Raw genomic sequence first — 15,155 nt, 5'->3', positions numbered from 1 at the left:
GGGGACCTTCGGGACGTCGGGGCCGGGTGGTGCGGTGGCCTCGTGCGAGCGGTCCGCACCCCGGCACGGGAGGCGGACCGCTCGCACGGGTCAGGCCGGCGGATTTCCGGGAGGCTGCCCGGTGGCGCCCGGGCCGGGGGCGCGGTCCGGCGTCACGTCCTGGCCGTCGTGCACGGGTTTGCCGTCGATGACAACGCCGGAGCCGTCGGCCTGGTCGTCCTTCTTCATCTCCTTGACCTCGGACTTGAAGATGCGCATCGACTGGCCGAGGCTGCGGGCCATGCCCGGCAGCTTGGGGGCGCCGAAGAGCAGCAGGATCACCAGCAGGATGATCAGGATCATGAAGGGGCTGTCGAACAACCTACCCATAGAAGATTCCTTTCTGTTCGGCCCGGCAGATGTCGTTCATCCGCTGCGGCTGGCCCATACGGTCCTTGCGCTCCATGCGGCGTTCCAGACGGGCGGTTTCTCGTCGGTCGGAGCCGTTCCGGTACTCAGCCAAGACGTCGCCCCACGGGGGTGAACACGGACGGTACACGCCAACCAACGGGGCTGGGATAGGCGCCTGCGCGCTTAGCTGCCTTGACGTCCAGGCATGTCCTGGAAGTGCATCGCGATGTCGTCGCTGGTGGTCAACCACACGTCAGGCTGGCCTGCTATGAACTCGAGCGCGAGGTCCAGGTACTTGTGCCTGAAGGGTTGGTTGATGATGAAGGGGTGGAGCGGCAAAGACATCACCCGCCCACTCTCTCCCGCGTCCGCGCAAAGTTGCTCGTATTGATCCTTCACGATCTGCAGGAAATCGGGGCCACTGAGGTTTCTGTTCGTGAAAAGAGTAATGTCGTTGACCTCGATCGAGTAGGGAACGCTCATCATGCCAGCGACGTTGAGATGGAAAGGCTGGTCGTCTACACACCAGTCGAGAACGTAGCTCAGACCGAGTTCTTCGAGTATCTCGGGAGTGTTTCCCGTCTCCGTCAGGGCGGGTCCCAGCCAACCTTTGGGCCTTGAGCCGGTGTGCGATTCGATGGTGCGGACCACGTCTTCCAGATAGTCAACTTCTTCCTCTCGGGACATTCCCGCCTGGAAGGTCGAGTTGTCGCGCCCGTGGGCAACCCAGACCCAGTCCCGCTCCAGGCCGGCCCGGACAACCTGCGGGTAGTGCCTGCACACATCCGCGTTCACCAGAGCGCTTGCCCGAATGCCGTGCCTGTCGAGAGAGTCAACCATCCGCCAGAGCCCCACGCGCAGTCCGTAATCGCGCCACCCGTAGTTGAGCGGATCGGGGTGGAGCCCCGCTGTGCCCCCGAAGATGGAAGTCGAGGGCTTGTCGATCTGATAATGCTCGAGATTTAGACCCAGGTAGAAGGCCACCTTTTTGCCCTCGGGCCAGTGGAGGGGGGCTCGATCAATGATCGGACTGTAGTCGTAGAGCTTGTTGTCCATCGGATACATCAGTCCTTCGGTCAGATGACACGAGTCCTCCGGCAGCTCAGCCTGCGCGGCTAGCACGCCTGGGCGTTGCTCGGCCCCCTCGCGTTATGGAGGTGATCCTAGGCCCATCTGGACAGCAGAGGAAGGGTCTGGACAGCAGTAAAGTGACGTGGTTCACTTGCCAGGACATGCGCCACACACGACGAGGGAGAACCGCATGACCACCATCTTTCGCCCCATGGGACGTCGAGGCTTCTTGAAGCTTTCAGCCGCAGCAGGAGGCGTTGTCGCTCTGGGCTCCACGACGGCGTGCGGGCAAGGCGGCGGCGGCAACGGCGGCGGGGGCTACTCTGGGGACGTTGCCGTCACCGGTCTCGCGAGCCTCATCCACTCAGCACCGTTCTTCATCGCCCAGTCGGAGGGCTTCTACGAAGAAGAGGGACTCGACCTCGAACACATCCAGTTCCCCGGTGGACTGGACACGGTGCGCGGCATCGACTCTGGGATCGGGTTCGGCACCTCCTCGACTTTGCCTGTCTTCATCGCTGCAGAAAGCGGTATGGATGTCCGGATTTTTGGCAACGTCTACACTGCCGCGTCCGTCGACTTCATCGCGCTTCCGGACTCTCCGGTCAACAGCATCGAGGACGTGCGGGGCAAGAAGGTCGCCGTCAGCACTCCGGGATCGAACTCCTCGTATTTCGCGGAGCGTACGTTGCGCGAGGCGGGGCTGGAACCGGGCAGGGATGTCGAGCTCGTCAGTGTCGGTTCAGCCAGCGATTCGTGGACTCAGGTGTCCCAGGGCGTCGTCGACGTGGCGTGGACGGCCTCGCCATTGTCCGAACTGATCGCCAACGACAGCGGCGGCAAGGTCATCTGGCGGTCCCGGGACTACGTCACCGACTGGTCCGACACGTGCCTGGTCGCGACGGGGCAGTTCCTGGACGAGAACGCCGACGCCCTCCGCGGATGGGGCCGGGCCCTGCAGAAGGCGATGGACATGATCTCCAACGACGTGGAGGCGGCTGCGGAGGTGTACGCCAGAGCCATCGAGTACGAACCGGAGGTCGCCCTGGAGGCGCTGAGGAACTCCCAGGACTTCTTCAGTCTCGAATTCACCGACGCCCAGCTCAATGCCGTCGTCGAAGCCGGCAAGGAGCAGGACCAGATCACCCAGGATCCGGACATGGACGCCGTCGTTATGAGGGGCTTCTTCTCATGAGCCAGACTTCCACCCAGCCTGCGGCCGCGCAGGAACACGACGTCGTTTTCGACAACATCGGCATGACCTTCCAGAGCGCAACCGGCGTGACCCAGGCCGTCGCGAACGTGAGCGGGGCCATCCCCGAGCACAAGTTCGTCTCCGTGATCGGGCCCAGTGGTTGCGGGAAGAGCACCCTTCTGGACATGGTCGGCGGCCTGCTCAAGCCCACCCAGGGGACGGTGAGTATCGACGGCGAGACCGTGACCGGACCGCGACGCGACACCGCGATGGTCTTCCAGGAGGACTCGACCCTGCACTGGCGCAGCGTGCTGGACAACGTGGCGTTCGGACTCGAGGTCAAGGGGATCTCCAAGACTGAGCGCCACGACAAGGCCCGTGCCATGATCGAACTCGTCGGGCTGCGACAGTTCGAGAACCACCGCCCGGGCCAGCTCTCCGGAGGCATGAAGCAACGAGTGGCCATCGCCCGAGCGCTGGCCATGGAGCCGCGGGTCCTGCTGATGGACGAGCCGTTCGGAGCGCTGGATCAGCAGACTCGCCAGTTCGTCGGCCGGGAACTGCTCAACATCTGGGAGAAGACCCGCAACCGGGTCCTGTTCATCACCCACGACATCCAAGAGGCCGTCTACCTCTCGGACGAGGTCTGGGTCATGTCCGCCAGGCCGTCGGTGGTCAAGGAGGTCGTCAAGATCGACCTCCCCCGGCCCAGGCCCGCAGGCACCCATGCCATGCCGCGGTTCCGAGAGATCGAGGACCACCTGTGGGAACTGGTCAAGGTGGAAGCCGAGAAGACCCTGGGCCCAGGAGCGCAGGCGGCGTGACGGTCACAGACAAGGCCTCATCACAGCTCCGGCCGGATCCTCTGTGGCGACGGCCCCGGGTCGTCCGCTGGGCCATCATCATCGGACTCGTCGCCGTTCTGGAGGCAACGACCAGGACGGGGCTGATCGACCGCAACCTCATGGTCCCGCCGTCGGAGATCCTCGCGCGGCTGGCCTCGATCGTCCCGACCAGTGAGTTCGGTGCGGACGCGGCGCGCACCCTGACGACCATCTTGGCCGCCTTCGCCATCGGGCTCGTCGGGGGAATACCGCTGGGCGTGCTCCTGTGGCGGCTTCCTGCGGTGGGGCGCGTCCTGGAGCCCTTCCTGGTCACCGGGTATGCGATGCCGACCCTGCTGTTCTACCCCGTCCTGTTGGCGGTCATGGGACTGAACGCGGGCCCCATCGTCGTCATCGCCGCGACCATGTCACTCATCCCCATAGCGCTCACAACGATGGTCGCCCTGGGCTCGATCAAACCGATCCTGCACAAGCTCGCGAAATCGGTGAACGCTTCCTCGTCGCAGTACTACCTGAAGGTGCTGCTCCCGGCTGCGACCCCACTGGTCTTCCCCGGGGTGAAACTCGGATTCATCTATGCCGTGATCGGCACGATCGCCATGGAGTTCATCCTCGCGGCTCAAGGCATCGGATTCCGCGCCGGCTTCTACTACCGCGAGCTGAACACCGCGGACATGTGGGCCTACATCACCGTCGTGATCGTGCTCAGCGTGATCGTCAACGGCATCCTCACATGGTCGGAGAAGCGGATCAGAAAGGACATGCTATGAGCACGGACGTCAGCGCCCCTGCCGCACCTGGTACCGCCGCACCTTCCGGAGCCAAGAAGTCCACGAACGTCAAGGACAACCTGTGGCGCGCCGCGGTGATCCTGGGACTGCTCGCCGTGTGGGCCGTGCTGTCGCTCCTTTCGGATCTGGTGTCGTCTCCAGCTGCCTCTTTTGCCGCTCTGGCTGAGCTCTTCGCCAACGGATCCATCTACCGGCACCTGAGCACCACACTGGAAGCAGTGGCCATCGGCTTCCTCGTCGCAGCAGCCATCGGCTTCCCGCTGGGCTACGCGATCGGCAGAAGCAAGTTCCTCGGCGCCGTCTTCGACCCCATCGTGGCGGGCGCTTTCGCCATCCCGCGCATCGTGTTCTTCCCCGTTCTTCTGCAGATCTTCGGGGTAGGAGTCGGCGCCCAGTCGGCGATGGCCGCCCTGGCTGCGGTGTTCCCCATCATGGTCTCCACCACTGCTGGGGTCCGCGCCATCAACCCGCTCCTGCCCAAGCTCGCGCGGTCGCTGAGCCTGACCCCGTTGCAGACAGTCACCAAGATCTACGTACCTGCGATGGCCCCGTCACTGATGGTCGGCATCCGGATCGGCTTCAGCATCGCCTTCATCAACGTCATCATTGCCGAGTTCTTCGCTGCTCGGGCAGGCCTCGGCCTGCTGGCCCTGCGCGCCTACGGACGGCTGGACCTGCCGTCCATGTACGGGATCATCATTCTGCTCGCAGCCATCGCGCTCATCGGCAACATGGTCCTCTGGGCCGCCGAACGCAAGCTCGGCGAAAAAGCCTGAACCAGGCAACACAAGACCCGACCGTCCGAACGAGCCACAGGAGAGACACCATGTCGACCAGCGCTGCGGTGGAAGAATACGAACGTCTTCGAGCGGAGTTCCGGGCCAAAGGCCTGGGTGGCCGGGTGGGGTTCGGGAAACGACCGGCGCTGCTGGTCATCGATCTGATCCGGGGGTTCACCGACACGAGGTCTCCCCTGGCCGGGGATCTCGATACCCAACTGCAGGCCACACAGCAGTTGCTCACGCACGCACGGGAGGCCGAGGTGCCCGTGATCTTCTCGACGGTCGCCTACGACGCGGACCTCCAGGAGGCCGGCAAATGGATCCGTAAGATCCCCTCCAACAGCTGGCTGGTGGAGGGCAGCGAGTGGGTGGAGCTGGACGAACGACTGGGGCGCCGCGAGACGGAGATGCTGCTGGTCAAGAAGTACGCCTCGTGTTTCTTCGGCACCGACCTGGCGGCCCGGCTGGTTTCCCGGGGCGTGGACACGGTGATCCTCCTCGGGTGCACGACCAGCGGATGCATCCGCGCCACCGCTGTGGACGCGTGCTCCTACGGATTCCACACGGTCGTCGTGGAGGAGGGCGTGGGAGATCGGGCCGAGCTGCCGCACCTTGCCAGTCTCTTCGACATCGACAACAAATACGGTGACGTCGTGAATCTGGAGGACGCCAGCGTCTACCTCCAGCATGTCCGCCAGTAGAGACTCCGCATACGGGCCCCGGTGGCGAGAGCTCATCGGCCAGTGCATCGGCGGAGCCTCGAGGACGTCTGTGCGATTGAGCTCTCACCGCGGGGAAGCGCATGGCCTCCGTCAACCGTGACAGGGCCCTGAGCGCGCTGGCCATCGTCTTGTTCAGTTTCGCGCTGGGCACTCTGTCCCTCGTCGTCCCCCTGCTGGGCGTGCATGCGGGCTACACCCCCAGCGAGATCGGGCTGCTGGTCGCCGTCGCTGCTGTCGCTCAGCTGATCACCCGCCTGTACATGGGCGCCTTGATGCGCCGGATTCCGGACAGATCCTTCCTCGTGGGATCCGGGGTGATGATCGCGGTCTCGTGCGCCCTGCTGGCGCTCTTCCCCGTGTTCGTGGTTTTCGTGGCGTCCCAGTTGGTGCAGGGGGTGGCCCGGGCGTTCTTCTGGACGAGCAGTCAGACCCACGCCGTTCGTACGTCCGTCGCACCGGTCAGTGGCCTCCGGGACGTCAATTTGGCGGCGGGGATCGGTGCGCTTCTCGGCCCCGCGGTGGCCGGATCCCTCTGGGAGGTCTCGGTGCAACTGCCGCTCATGGTGGGGGTCGTGGCAGGTTCCGTTGCTGTCGTCCCCGCGGCCTTGTTGATCAGGTTTCCCCCGTTCGCGGCCAGGCCTTCTTCGCCCACGGGCAGGGACGTCCGCCTGTGGCGGCGACCCGGTGTCAACGCGGCTTGCTGGATGAATACGGGCGCAGGGGCCTGGAAAAGCCTCCTGGATTCCTACGTCCCTCTCGCCCTGTCCCTGGCAGGCCAACCGGCTGCAGTCATCGGCATTCTGCTGTCCATCGCCAATGCCACCGTTCTCGCCGGCAGTACCCTCAGCGGTTGGGTGCGCCGCAAAGGCGTCAGGGCGTCGCTGGTCATCGGCGTGCTCACGACCGGGCTGGGACTGGCCGCAGTAGGTCCGTTCGCCGGTCTGACCGCACCGGTGGCCGTTGCCCTGGCTGTTTCCGGCATTGGCGCCGGGATCCTGCAGACCGTCGGTCCGGCCATCGCAGCGGAGAAGGTGCACCCGGAAGAACGCGGAGACGCCCTCGCACTGACGGGCACCTTCCGCGCCACGGCGCTCCTTCTCTCGCCGCTGGCCATGGCAGGGCTGGTCACCCTCGCCCCGGTGACGGCCGCCCTGTTTGCCGCGGGCCTTCTCATCACCACCCCGGCCGCAACCACCTGGAGGGCAAACAGAGATGTCGCCTGACCGGCACAGACCCCGAGGCTCGCGCTGTGTGCCTCCGGTGACAGGAAAACAAGACGTTTCGACGAGAGGCTGTCCATGACGACGGAACCCTATCCGAGCAATGACCCCGCAACGGTCCCGAGGCTCCACCTGCGGCACGAGCACAGCATTCCGCATCTGGGTCTGGGCACCTGGCCGCTGGTGGGGGAAGAGTGCGAAACGGCCGTCCGCTACGCCGTTCGAAGCGGCTACCGGCTCGTCGACACCGCGTTCCAGTACCGCAACGAAGACGCCGTGGGACGTGGTATCCGCACGGCCGGCGTTCCCCGAGAGGAGCTGTTCGTCTCCAGCAAGTTCAACAAGGAGTCCCACAGCATCGACGGTGTCCAGCGCGCCTACGACCGCAGCCTCCAAACCCTCGGTCTCGACTACCTGGACATGTTCATGTGCCACTGGCCCGTGCCAGCCCTGGACCAATACACCGAGGCCTGGAGAGGCCTCGTCAAGCTCCTGGACGAAGGCCGCGTCAAAGCGATCGGCGTCTCCAACTTCAAGCCGAACCATCTGGAGAAGGTCATCGCCGCAACCGGCGTGGTTCCCGACGTGAACCAGATCCAGCTCAGTCCCGATCTCGCGCGGCTGTCCCCACGAGCCGTACACCAGGACTTGGGCATCATCACCGAGGCCTGGAGCCCTATCGGCCGCGAATCGGGTCTGCGCGACCACCCGATCGTGGCGAAGATCGCGCAACGGGTAGCAAAGACTCCGGCGCAGGTCCTGCTCCGCTGGCACGTCCAGCACGGAATCGTCCCCATCCCGCAAGCCGCCAAACCCGAATGGCTGGTCGAGAACATCTCGGTGTTCGACTTCTCCCTGACCACCGAGGACATGGAAGCCCTGGCGGAACTGGACCGCGGAGAGAGCGCCGCCCGCGACTCCGACTCTCCCGAGAACGGACACTGACCCCTGCCGCACCTTCCCTCGCCCGTCACAAAGAGGGGCAGGGGTTGACGTAGATCACAAAATACGGAAACCTCTTCATAACAGAGAAGACCTCTGCTCTGCAGACTTACTGCTCGCGGATCGACAAGGAGCTCTCCCATGGCTGACCACAACGGTGTCCTCGAGGACGTACGGCGGGGCATGATCCCTGCCCACATCTACAACGACAAAGAGATCTTCGAACTCGAGAAAGAACGGCTCTTCAACCGCAGCTGGCTGTTCGTCGCCCATGAGTCGGAAGTCCCCGAGGCCGGCGACTACGTGGTCCGCAGAGTCCTCGAGGACTCGTTCATCATCTCCCGGGACGAAAAAGGCCAGGTCCGGGCCCTGTTCAACATGTGTCTTCACCGCGGCATGCAGGTCTGCCGGGCGGAAATGGGCAACGCCTCCCACTTCCGTTGCCCCTACCACGGCTGGTCGTACCGCAACGACGGACGCATCGTCGGACTGCCCTTCCACAAGGAGGCCTACGGCGGGGAGGAAGGCTTCAAGAAGAAGGGCCAGACCCTGTTGCCGGCTCCCTCGCTGGCCACATACAACGGGCTGATCTTCATCAGCATGGACCCGGACGCCGAACCCCTCGAGGAGTTCCTGGGGGACTTCAAGTTCTACCTGGACTACTACACGAAGCAGAGCGCGGACGGCATCGAGTTGCGCGGCCCGCAGCGTTGGCGGGTCAAGGCCAACTGGAAGATCGGGGCCGAGAACTTCGCCGGGGACATGTACCACACACCCCAGACCCACACCTCGGTGGTGGAGATCGGACTCTTCCGTGAGCCCAAGGCGGAGAAGCGCAAGGACGGCACCACCTACTGGGCCGGCAACGGCGGTGGCACCACCTACAAGCTGCCCGAAGGAACTCTGGAAGACCGCCTGCGCTACGTGGGCTACCCGGACGAGATGATCGCCCGGATGAAGGAGCAGTGGACCCAGCAGCAGCTCGACGTGGTCGGCAAGGACGGGTTCATGGTGTCGGCGGCATCACTGTTCCCGAACATGAGCTTCGTCCACAACTGGCCGCGGGTCGAGGAGGACTCCGACGAGGTGCTCCCCTTCATCTCCATCCGCATGTGGCAGCCGGTCAGCGAGAACGAGACCGAGATCCTCTCGTGGTTCGCCGTCGACAAGAACGCCCCGGAAGAGTTCAAAGCGCTCTCCTACAAGGCGTATCTCATGTGCTTCGGCAGCGGTGGCATGTTCGAGCAGGACGACGTCGAGAACTGGGTGTCCCTCACCAACACCGCGGCCGGGTCCATGGCACGACGCCTGTTGCTCAACAGCCGGATGGGCATGCTGGAAAACGGGCAGAACGTCGTCGAGGCCCTGTCCCCCGAGGAATATTCGGGACCCGGCTCCACCCGTATCGGCTACAGCGAGTACAACCAGCGTGAACTGTTGCGCCGGTGGGCCGATCACCTCGAGCGTCCGGTAGAAGCCGCAGCGCAGGTGCACGTGGGCTCAGACCCGGTGCAGGCGCCCCCTGCCGCGGGATCAGGGCCCGCCCGGCCCGCCAGCGGCAGCGCAGAGACCGTGCCCGCAGCAACCCTTCACGAGGAGGCCTGAACATGAGTGTTGGAACGGCACACGAGAACGAGAACCTGACGCTGTCCGAACAGTCGGCACTGGGAGCCCACGCGCCGCGTACCCAACGGACGGGGCAGACCCTGCCCTTCAACGACGAACTACACCTGGAGGCGCACCGTTGGCTGGTCGATGAGGCGTACCTGCTGGACGCCCAGGACTACGACGAGTGGCTCTCCCGGATCGCCGATGACGTGCACTACCTCATGCCCGTCCGCGTCACCACCGCCCTGGGCGCCGGCTACACCACCTCACCGGGGATGGCGCACTGGGACGAGAACAAATACTCGCTCAGCCGCCGCGTGGCCCGCTTCGCCACCGAGCACGCGTGGACCGAAGATCCGCCGTCGCGGTTGCGCCACTACATCACCAACGTGCGCACCTTCCGCACCCCCAACCCCGACGAAATCATCGTGGACTCGGCGGTCCTTCTCTTCCGCAGCCGTGGTGATGTCGGGGAGTCCGCCACAGTCTCGGCAGGACGGGAGGACCTCCTGCGCCGTACCGCATCCGGGTCCGGGTGGGAGCTGGCCCGTCGCACCATCATGGTCGACGAGTCGGTCATCCGCATGCAGAACTTGGCGATCTTCCTGTGAAACTGGAATGGGAAGGCGAGGAGGAAGACCGCCTCGCGGCGATCCAGGCCACGGAGGAACGCCGCCGGCTCGAAGAGCACGTCACCGGAACGCCGATCGTGATCGCCAACGAGTTCTCCGAGGTCCAGGTCACCCGCATCGAGACCCGCAACGGTTCGCGGCTGATGATCAAATCCCCTCGTTCGGGCCAGTGGGTCACGCTCTGCCCGCTGGAACTGGAGTCCTTGACCTGGCAGGCCCCGGCCACGTTCTCGGCCATGATCGGCCACCCTTTCGGCCCGCTCGTGACCGAAGACGAATAGACACCCGCAACCGCCAGAGCACCACCGCCTCACGAAGGAATGTGACCATGCCTGTAGTCAAAGCTGACCTGGAAGCCTGTCAGGGGTATGCAAACTGCATCGTCGGAGCCTCTGACTACTTCGACCTGGACGACGACGGGGTCGTCGTGCTACTCCAGACCGAAGTCCCCGAGGCCGACCGCGCCCGCGTCACCGAAGCTGCCCGCAGCTGCCCAGTCTCCGCACTGGTGGTGGAGGACGAATGAGCCCGGTCACCGTCATCGTCGGGTCCTCCATTGCCGGGGTGCGCACCGCGCAGTCTCTCCGCCTGGAAGGATATAAGGGGGAGATCGTCCTCGTCGGGGAGGAAACGGAACTCCCTTATGACAAGCCGCCCCTGTCGAAATCCGTCCTGGCGGGCTCCGCTGATGAGAACTCCATCCGACTGCTCACCCAGGACCAGGCCGATGCCGACGGCATCCGTCTCCTGTTGGGACACCGCGCCATTGGCCTGGATGTCGCCGAGAACCTGCTGAAGCTGGAAGGGCACGAGCCCCTTCACTACGACCACCTGGTCATCGCCACCGGAGCCTCACCCCGCCCCTCCCCCTGGGGCCGGCCCCCAGGGATCCACGTGCTACGCACCCTCGAGGACGCCCGCGAACTACGTGGGGACCTTCTCCGGGGCGGGGCACTGGCCGTCATCGGGGCAGGGTTCATCGGCGCCGAGGCAGCCGCCACTGCCCGTTCCTTGGGGCTCGACGTCACGGTCATCGACCCGGTACCCGTGCCCATGAGCCGCATCTTCAACCCGGAGATCGGCCAATGGTTCGCAGACCTGCACCAGGACAACGGGGTCAACACCATGTTCGGCACCGGCGTGGAATCCATCGAAGGCGAAGAGGGCAACTTCTCCGTCCACCTGACCAACGGGGAGAGCATTCAAGCGGCCACCGTGCTGGTCGGCATCGGCGTCATCCCCAACGACGCCTGGCTCAGCGCCTCCGGCCTGCTCGTGGACAACGGGGTCGTGCTCAACGAGTACTGCCAAGCCCTCGACGCCGCGAACGTGTACGCGGTCGGGGACGTGGCCCGCTGGCGCCACCAGAAGCACGGCGAGGACGTCAGGATTGAGCACTGGACCAACGCGGTGGAACAGGCCACGTGCGTGGCCTACAACATCACTCACCCGGATCAGCCGCGCGCCTACACACCCATCGAATACGTGTGGAGCGACCAGCACGACTGGAAGATCCAGGTCGTGGGACGCGTCGGAGGCAATGTCGACCACGTGCTCATCGGACATCCGCAGGTCCACGGCAAGTTCGTCGCCCTCTACACCACCGACGGCACCACCGTCCGGGGCGCAGCCATCGTGAACTGGCCCAAAGCCCTCATCGCCTGCCGGCTGGGCATGGCCAAGGGCATCACGGTGCAGGAACTGCGCGCCAAGCTCGAACCCCAGTTGGAGCCGCAGCCGACGAGGGCGTCATGACGCCCGGGAACTCGTTGCCCCAGACCGAGAGCGCCGCGCGGGAACACATCGCCCTCGCCTGCCGGGTCCTGGCCCATCGGGGCCTGGCCGAGGGGATCCTAGGTCACATCAGCCTGAGGATCACCGACAGCACACTGCTGGTGCGCTGCCGGGGCCCGCACGAACGCGGCCTGGGGTACACACAGGCCGAGGACATCCACATGGTGGACCTCGACGGCAACCCCGCCGCCGACGGTGAGCTCGAGGGCGGGTATACGGTCCCCAACGAACTGCCGCTGCACACCGAACTCTTCCGGCGCCGCCCGGACGTCCGGGCTGTCGTGCACGCCCACCCCCCGCGGGTGGTCGCCGCCGACCTGGCAGGACTCGCAGTACGACCCATCGTGGGGGCATACGACATTCCGGGGACACGCCTCGCCGCCAACGGGGTACCCGTCTACCCCCGCGGAGTACTCATCCGCACCCGTCGGCTCGCCGCCGAAATGGCCGACGCCATGGGAACCAAACCCGTTGTGGTACTGCGGGGACACGGCCTCACGAGTGCAGCCGAAACCGTCGAGCAAGCAGTTCTCCAGGCCATCAGCGTGGACGGCCTGGCGGGGATGGCCCTGCAAGTGACCTCCGCGGGCGGGCGCCTCGCCGACCTGCCCGACGCCGACATGGCGGAGCTGCCCGACCTCGGAGGAGCATTCAACACCGGGACTGCCTGGAGACACGAACTCGCACGACTTGGTGAGGGCCGTTGACAGCCGGCGCCATAGCCGGGCTGGGAGCGAAGCCCCAGCTCAGTACCATGAAGCCCATGTCCACATCACAGACGGAGGACAACTCCAGGTACGGCCCTCCTCCGCAGTACCCCATCGAATCCGTCGACAACGCCCTCCGGTTGTTGCTGCTCTTCGAAACCCGGCCGAGCATCCGGCTCACCGATGCCAGCAAGTACCTCGGAGTGGCATCATCCACGGCCCATCGCCTCATGGGGATGCTCCTCTATCGCGGTTTCGTACGGCAGAATCCCCAGACCAAAGCGTACGAACCCGGTCAAGCACTCAGCTCCATCGCTTTTGCCATACGGCGCCACGTCGACATCGGGACCCTCGTCCGTCCAGCGATGGAGCGGCTATTCGAGGCAACCGGAGAGACGGTGCACTTTGCCGAACTTAAGGGCTCGAACGCACACTTCCTCGAGGCCATTGAGAGCCAACGCGCCGTCCGCGTCGCCTCACGTCAGGGCGCGATGCTTCCGGCCAACTGCACCGCAACGGGCAAAGCAATGCTGAGCCTACTCACCACGGAACAATTGCACGCCCTCTACCCGCAGGAGAGGCTCCCGGGTCTCACCAAGGGATCCATCACCTCCCGTTCCGATCTGGAGCGTGCCCTCGAAACGATCCGGCAAACCGGATACTCAACGAGCCGGGAAGAAAGCGAAGACGGCGTCATGTCAGTCGCTGCTCCCCTCACCAGCCCGAGCGGCAAGTACTACGGGATCAACGTGTCCGTGCCCGCTCACCGCATGACTGAACAACTCCGCACAGAACTCGGGGCCATGCTCGAGACAGCCGCCAAAGACATCCACGGCTTGCTCGTCTAGGGATCTCGACGGTGGGGGTCGTGGACAGGACCGCTTCAGCTCAGCGGTCATTCCAGAGAGTCGATTTTCCGCAGTCGGTGCCCGAAGAAAAAGGAGATGACCACGGCGACTGCTGCCATAGTGGCGAGCATCGCCCAGGTCAGTGTCGAGTTACCGAGGCTGAGGACCACCCCGGTGAGCACGGGACCGATGGTATTGCCGATGTACGTGCCGGTCTGGACGATGCCGGTGGCCGCCGCGGTGGCCCCAGGTGCCATGTGCGAGATGAGGAAATGCACCAGGCCCGGCCACCCCCACCCCAGGCCCGCCGCGAGCAGAAAACCCACTACGTAGCTCCAGGTGGTAGGGATCGCCATGAGTGAAAGCCCGACAGCGCAGATCACGAGTGCTGTCTGGATCAGCGGAAGAGCCGACACGCCGCCTCGGTCGACGACCCGGCCGATCACGATGCGGGTCAACGCTCCTGAGGCGCTGCCGAGGGCCAGAAGCACACCAGCCGGGCCGACTGCGATCCCCCGCTCCAGCGCGCCGATCACGGCGAAGGCCACGGCGGAGGTGACGGCACCGCCCGCGAACATCGTCATCGCGGCCATCAGCACCAACGCGGGACGCAACTGGGGATCCCATTGCCCCGCCGGCCGTGCCGCGCCCACGGCGACACGCGTTGTCCGGGTCAGGGTCGCGGGAATCAGCACGAGCACGCCCAGGGCGGCCATCAGCAGAAAGGCCACGGGCCAACCCAGGGTCAGCGCCACCAGCGGGATCGAGACGCCGGCGACCAGTCCCGTCAGAGGGACCGCGGCCTGTTTCACCCCGAAGGCCAGACCGCGCGAGGAGGCTGGGACGTGCGTGACGAGCAGGTGATTGGAGGAAGGGTGCCCCAGACCGTTCCCGAGTCCCCCCAGGCTTGCCCACACGAGCAGCCACGGCCACGCAGGGATCCAGGACGCGCTGCCGGTCAGGCTCAGTACCGCCAGCAGCAAGGCGGTGATGCCCATGCCCTTCTCGCTGAGCACACGACCGATCACACCGGTGCACGCGGAGGTGAGGGCGGCCGCGGCCCAGTAGACCCCCACCGCCAGGCCGATCCCGTAGGCCGGGACGCGGACCGTTGCGGTGATCTCCGTGGCCAGCGCCCCGAGGAGAAACACCGGCATGTTCGTCAGAACGGTCACCAGAACGGCCACCGCCACAGCGGCGGGTCCGCGGCCCGGACGTCTCACGCGCGGCGGCCTGCCACCGAGGCGTCCGATGTCGCATCCGTCACCGGCACCCTGCGGCTACGCACCCGGGGGCATGGCGGTGAAAAGTTTATGGCTGGCTTTCCTGCTCTTCCAGGCCGTGGCTGTAGTGCGGGCAAGGCCGCTTCCGCAGATGATGCTGCCTGCTGTGTTGGCATCCCTGGACCCTACCGAATCCGTGTCGCTTTGACGGCCCCCGGCCACCGAAACCCCTCGACAACGTCGATGACCAGTGGGTGAGTCCGTCGACTCCGCTCCGCACAGAACCTCACCGTTAACGTTTGTCACCACTCCGGAAAAGGGGTTAGATCTATCAACAGACTCCGGTGGGCGACATATGCATCACGGTTTGCAGTCCTAAACGGCC

General features: G+C 65.2%; 18 protein-coding genes. 15 read left to right on the top strand and 3 right to left on the bottom strand.

Going from position 1 to position 15,155, the window contains the following annotated elements; translation table 11 throughout:
• Window positions 1-90: 90 nt before the first annotated feature.
• Complete coding sequence (tatA, locus tag ACZ2G1_RS19945; protein ID WP_470377999.1) at window positions 91-369, bottom strand: Sec-independent protein translocase subunit TatA; 279 nt, start codon at window positions 367-369, stop codon at window positions 91-93.
• On the opposite strand from tatA, the gene ACZ2G1_RS19940 reads away from it, so the two are divergent.
• The gene (locus ACZ2G1_RS19940) at window positions 341-523 is read left to right on the top strand and encodes a hypothetical protein (RefSeq protein ID WP_470378039.1); all 183 of its coding nucleotides are present in this window, start codon (window positions 341-343) and stop codon (window positions 521-523) included. The genes tatA and ACZ2G1_RS19940 overlap by 29 nt on opposite strands.
• A 50-nt stretch (window positions 524-573) precedes the next feature.
• Here ACZ2G1_RS19940 and ACZ2G1_RS19935 read toward each other — a convergent pair whose 3' ends face one another.
• Window positions 574-1,446: a polysaccharide deacetylase family protein gene (locus ACZ2G1_RS19935; protein WP_470377998.1), complete on the bottom strand. Its 873-nt coding sequence runs from the start codon at window positions 1,444-1,446 to the stop codon at window positions 574-576.
• A 205-nt stretch (window positions 1,447-1,651) separates the two neighbouring features.
• Between ACZ2G1_RS19935 and ACZ2G1_RS19930 the strand changes: the two genes are divergently transcribed.
• The 14 genes from ACZ2G1_RS19930 (at window position 1,652) to ACZ2G1_RS19865 (ending at window position 13,547) form a co-directional block, all read left to right on the top strand.
• Window positions 1,652-2,656, top strand: a complete 1,005-nt coding sequence (locus ACZ2G1_RS19930) for an ABC transporter substrate-binding protein (protein ID WP_470377997.1) — start codon at window positions 1,652-1,654, stop codon at window positions 2,654-2,656.
• Window positions 2,653-3,480, top strand: a complete 828-nt coding sequence (locus tag ACZ2G1_RS19925) for an ABC transporter ATP-binding protein (protein ID WP_470377996.1) — start codon at window positions 2,653-2,655, stop codon at window positions 3,478-3,480. Before ACZ2G1_RS19930 ends, ACZ2G1_RS19925 begins: the two co-directional genes overlap by 4 nt.
• A complete protein-coding gene (locus ACZ2G1_RS19920; protein ID WP_470377995.1) occupies window positions 3,477-4,271 on the top strand; it encodes an ABC transporter permease in 795 nt (264 codons plus the stop codon). Before ACZ2G1_RS19925 ends, ACZ2G1_RS19920 begins: the two co-directional genes overlap by 4 nt.
• Window positions 4,268-5,068 (top strand): ABC transporter permease, encoded by an 801-nt coding sequence (locus ACZ2G1_RS19915; protein WP_470377994.1) that lies wholly within the window; start codon window positions 4,268-4,270, stop codon window positions 5,066-5,068. The genes ACZ2G1_RS19920 and ACZ2G1_RS19915 overlap by 4 nt, the downstream gene beginning before the upstream one ends.
• Window positions 5,069-5,118: 50 nt before the next feature.
• Window positions 5,119-5,775: an N-carbamoylsarcosine amidohydrolase gene (locus tag ACZ2G1_RS19910; protein ID WP_470377993.1), complete on the top strand. Its 657-nt coding sequence runs from the start codon at window positions 5,119-5,121 to the stop codon at window positions 5,773-5,775.
• 101 nt (window positions 5,776-5,876) lie between these two features.
• The gene (locus ACZ2G1_RS19905) at window positions 5,877-7,019 is read left to right on the top strand and encodes an MFS transporter (protein WP_470377992.1); all 1,143 of its coding nucleotides are present in this window, start codon (window positions 5,877-5,879) and stop codon (window positions 7,017-7,019) included.
• A 75-nt stretch (window positions 7,020-7,094) separates the two neighbouring features.
• Window positions 7,095-7,961 (top strand): aldo/keto reductase, encoded by an 867-nt coding sequence (locus tag ACZ2G1_RS19900; protein ID WP_470377991.1) that lies wholly within the window; start codon window positions 7,095-7,097, stop codon window positions 7,959-7,961.
• A 138-nt stretch (window positions 7,962-8,099) separates the two neighbouring features.
• On the top strand, window positions 8,100-9,563 hold the full coding sequence (locus ACZ2G1_RS19895) for a Rieske 2Fe-2S domain-containing protein (RefSeq protein ID WP_470377990.1): 1,464 nt from the start codon (window positions 8,100-8,102) through the stop codon (window positions 9,561-9,563).
• Between the two features lie 2 nt (window positions 9,564-9,565).
• Complete coding sequence (locus ACZ2G1_RS19890; protein ID WP_470377989.1) at window positions 9,566-10,177, top strand: 3-phenylpropionate/cinnamic acid dioxygenase subunit beta; 612 nt, start codon at window positions 9,566-9,568, stop codon at window positions 10,175-10,177.
• Complete coding sequence (locus tag ACZ2G1_RS19885) at window positions 10,174-10,479, top strand: hypothetical protein (protein WP_470377988.1); 306 nt, start codon at window positions 10,174-10,176, stop codon at window positions 10,477-10,479. Before ACZ2G1_RS19890 ends, ACZ2G1_RS19885 begins: the two co-directional genes overlap by 4 nt.
• Window positions 10,480-10,526: 47 nt before the next feature.
• Complete coding sequence (locus ACZ2G1_RS19880; RefSeq protein WP_470377987.1) at window positions 10,527-10,724, top strand: ferredoxin; 198 nt, start codon at window positions 10,527-10,529, stop codon at window positions 10,722-10,724.
• Entirely contained in the window at window positions 10,721-11,953 is a 1,233-nt protein-coding gene (locus ACZ2G1_RS19875; RefSeq protein WP_470377986.1) for an NAD(P)/FAD-dependent oxidoreductase, read from the top strand. The genes ACZ2G1_RS19880 and ACZ2G1_RS19875 overlap by 4 nt, the downstream gene beginning before the upstream one ends.
• Window positions 11,950-12,699, top strand: a complete 750-nt coding sequence (gene phtC / locus ACZ2G1_RS19870) for a 3,4-dihydroxyphthalate decarboxylase (protein WP_470377985.1) — start codon at window positions 11,950-11,952, stop codon at window positions 12,697-12,699. Before ACZ2G1_RS19875 ends, phtC begins: the two co-directional genes overlap by 4 nt.
• Window positions 12,700-12,746: 47 nt before the next feature.
• A complete protein-coding gene (locus ACZ2G1_RS19865; protein WP_470377984.1) occupies window positions 12,747-13,547 on the top strand; it encodes an IclR family transcriptional regulator in 801 nt (266 codons plus the stop codon).
• A 47-nt stretch (window positions 13,548-13,594) separates the two neighbouring features.
• On the opposite strand, the gene ACZ2G1_RS19860 is transcribed toward ACZ2G1_RS19865, so the two are convergent.
• Window positions 13,595-14,734, bottom strand: coding sequence for an MFS transporter (locus tag ACZ2G1_RS19860; RefSeq protein WP_470377983.1), 1,140 nt, complete (start codon window positions 14,732-14,734; stop codon window positions 13,595-13,597).
• Window positions 14,735-15,155 lie beyond the last annotated feature (421 nt).

Source organism: Kocuria sp. KKT182 (genome assembly GCF_055635395.1).
Note: the sequence above shows the minus strand (reverse complement) of the source record. Positions and strands in the feature narration are given on the sequence as shown.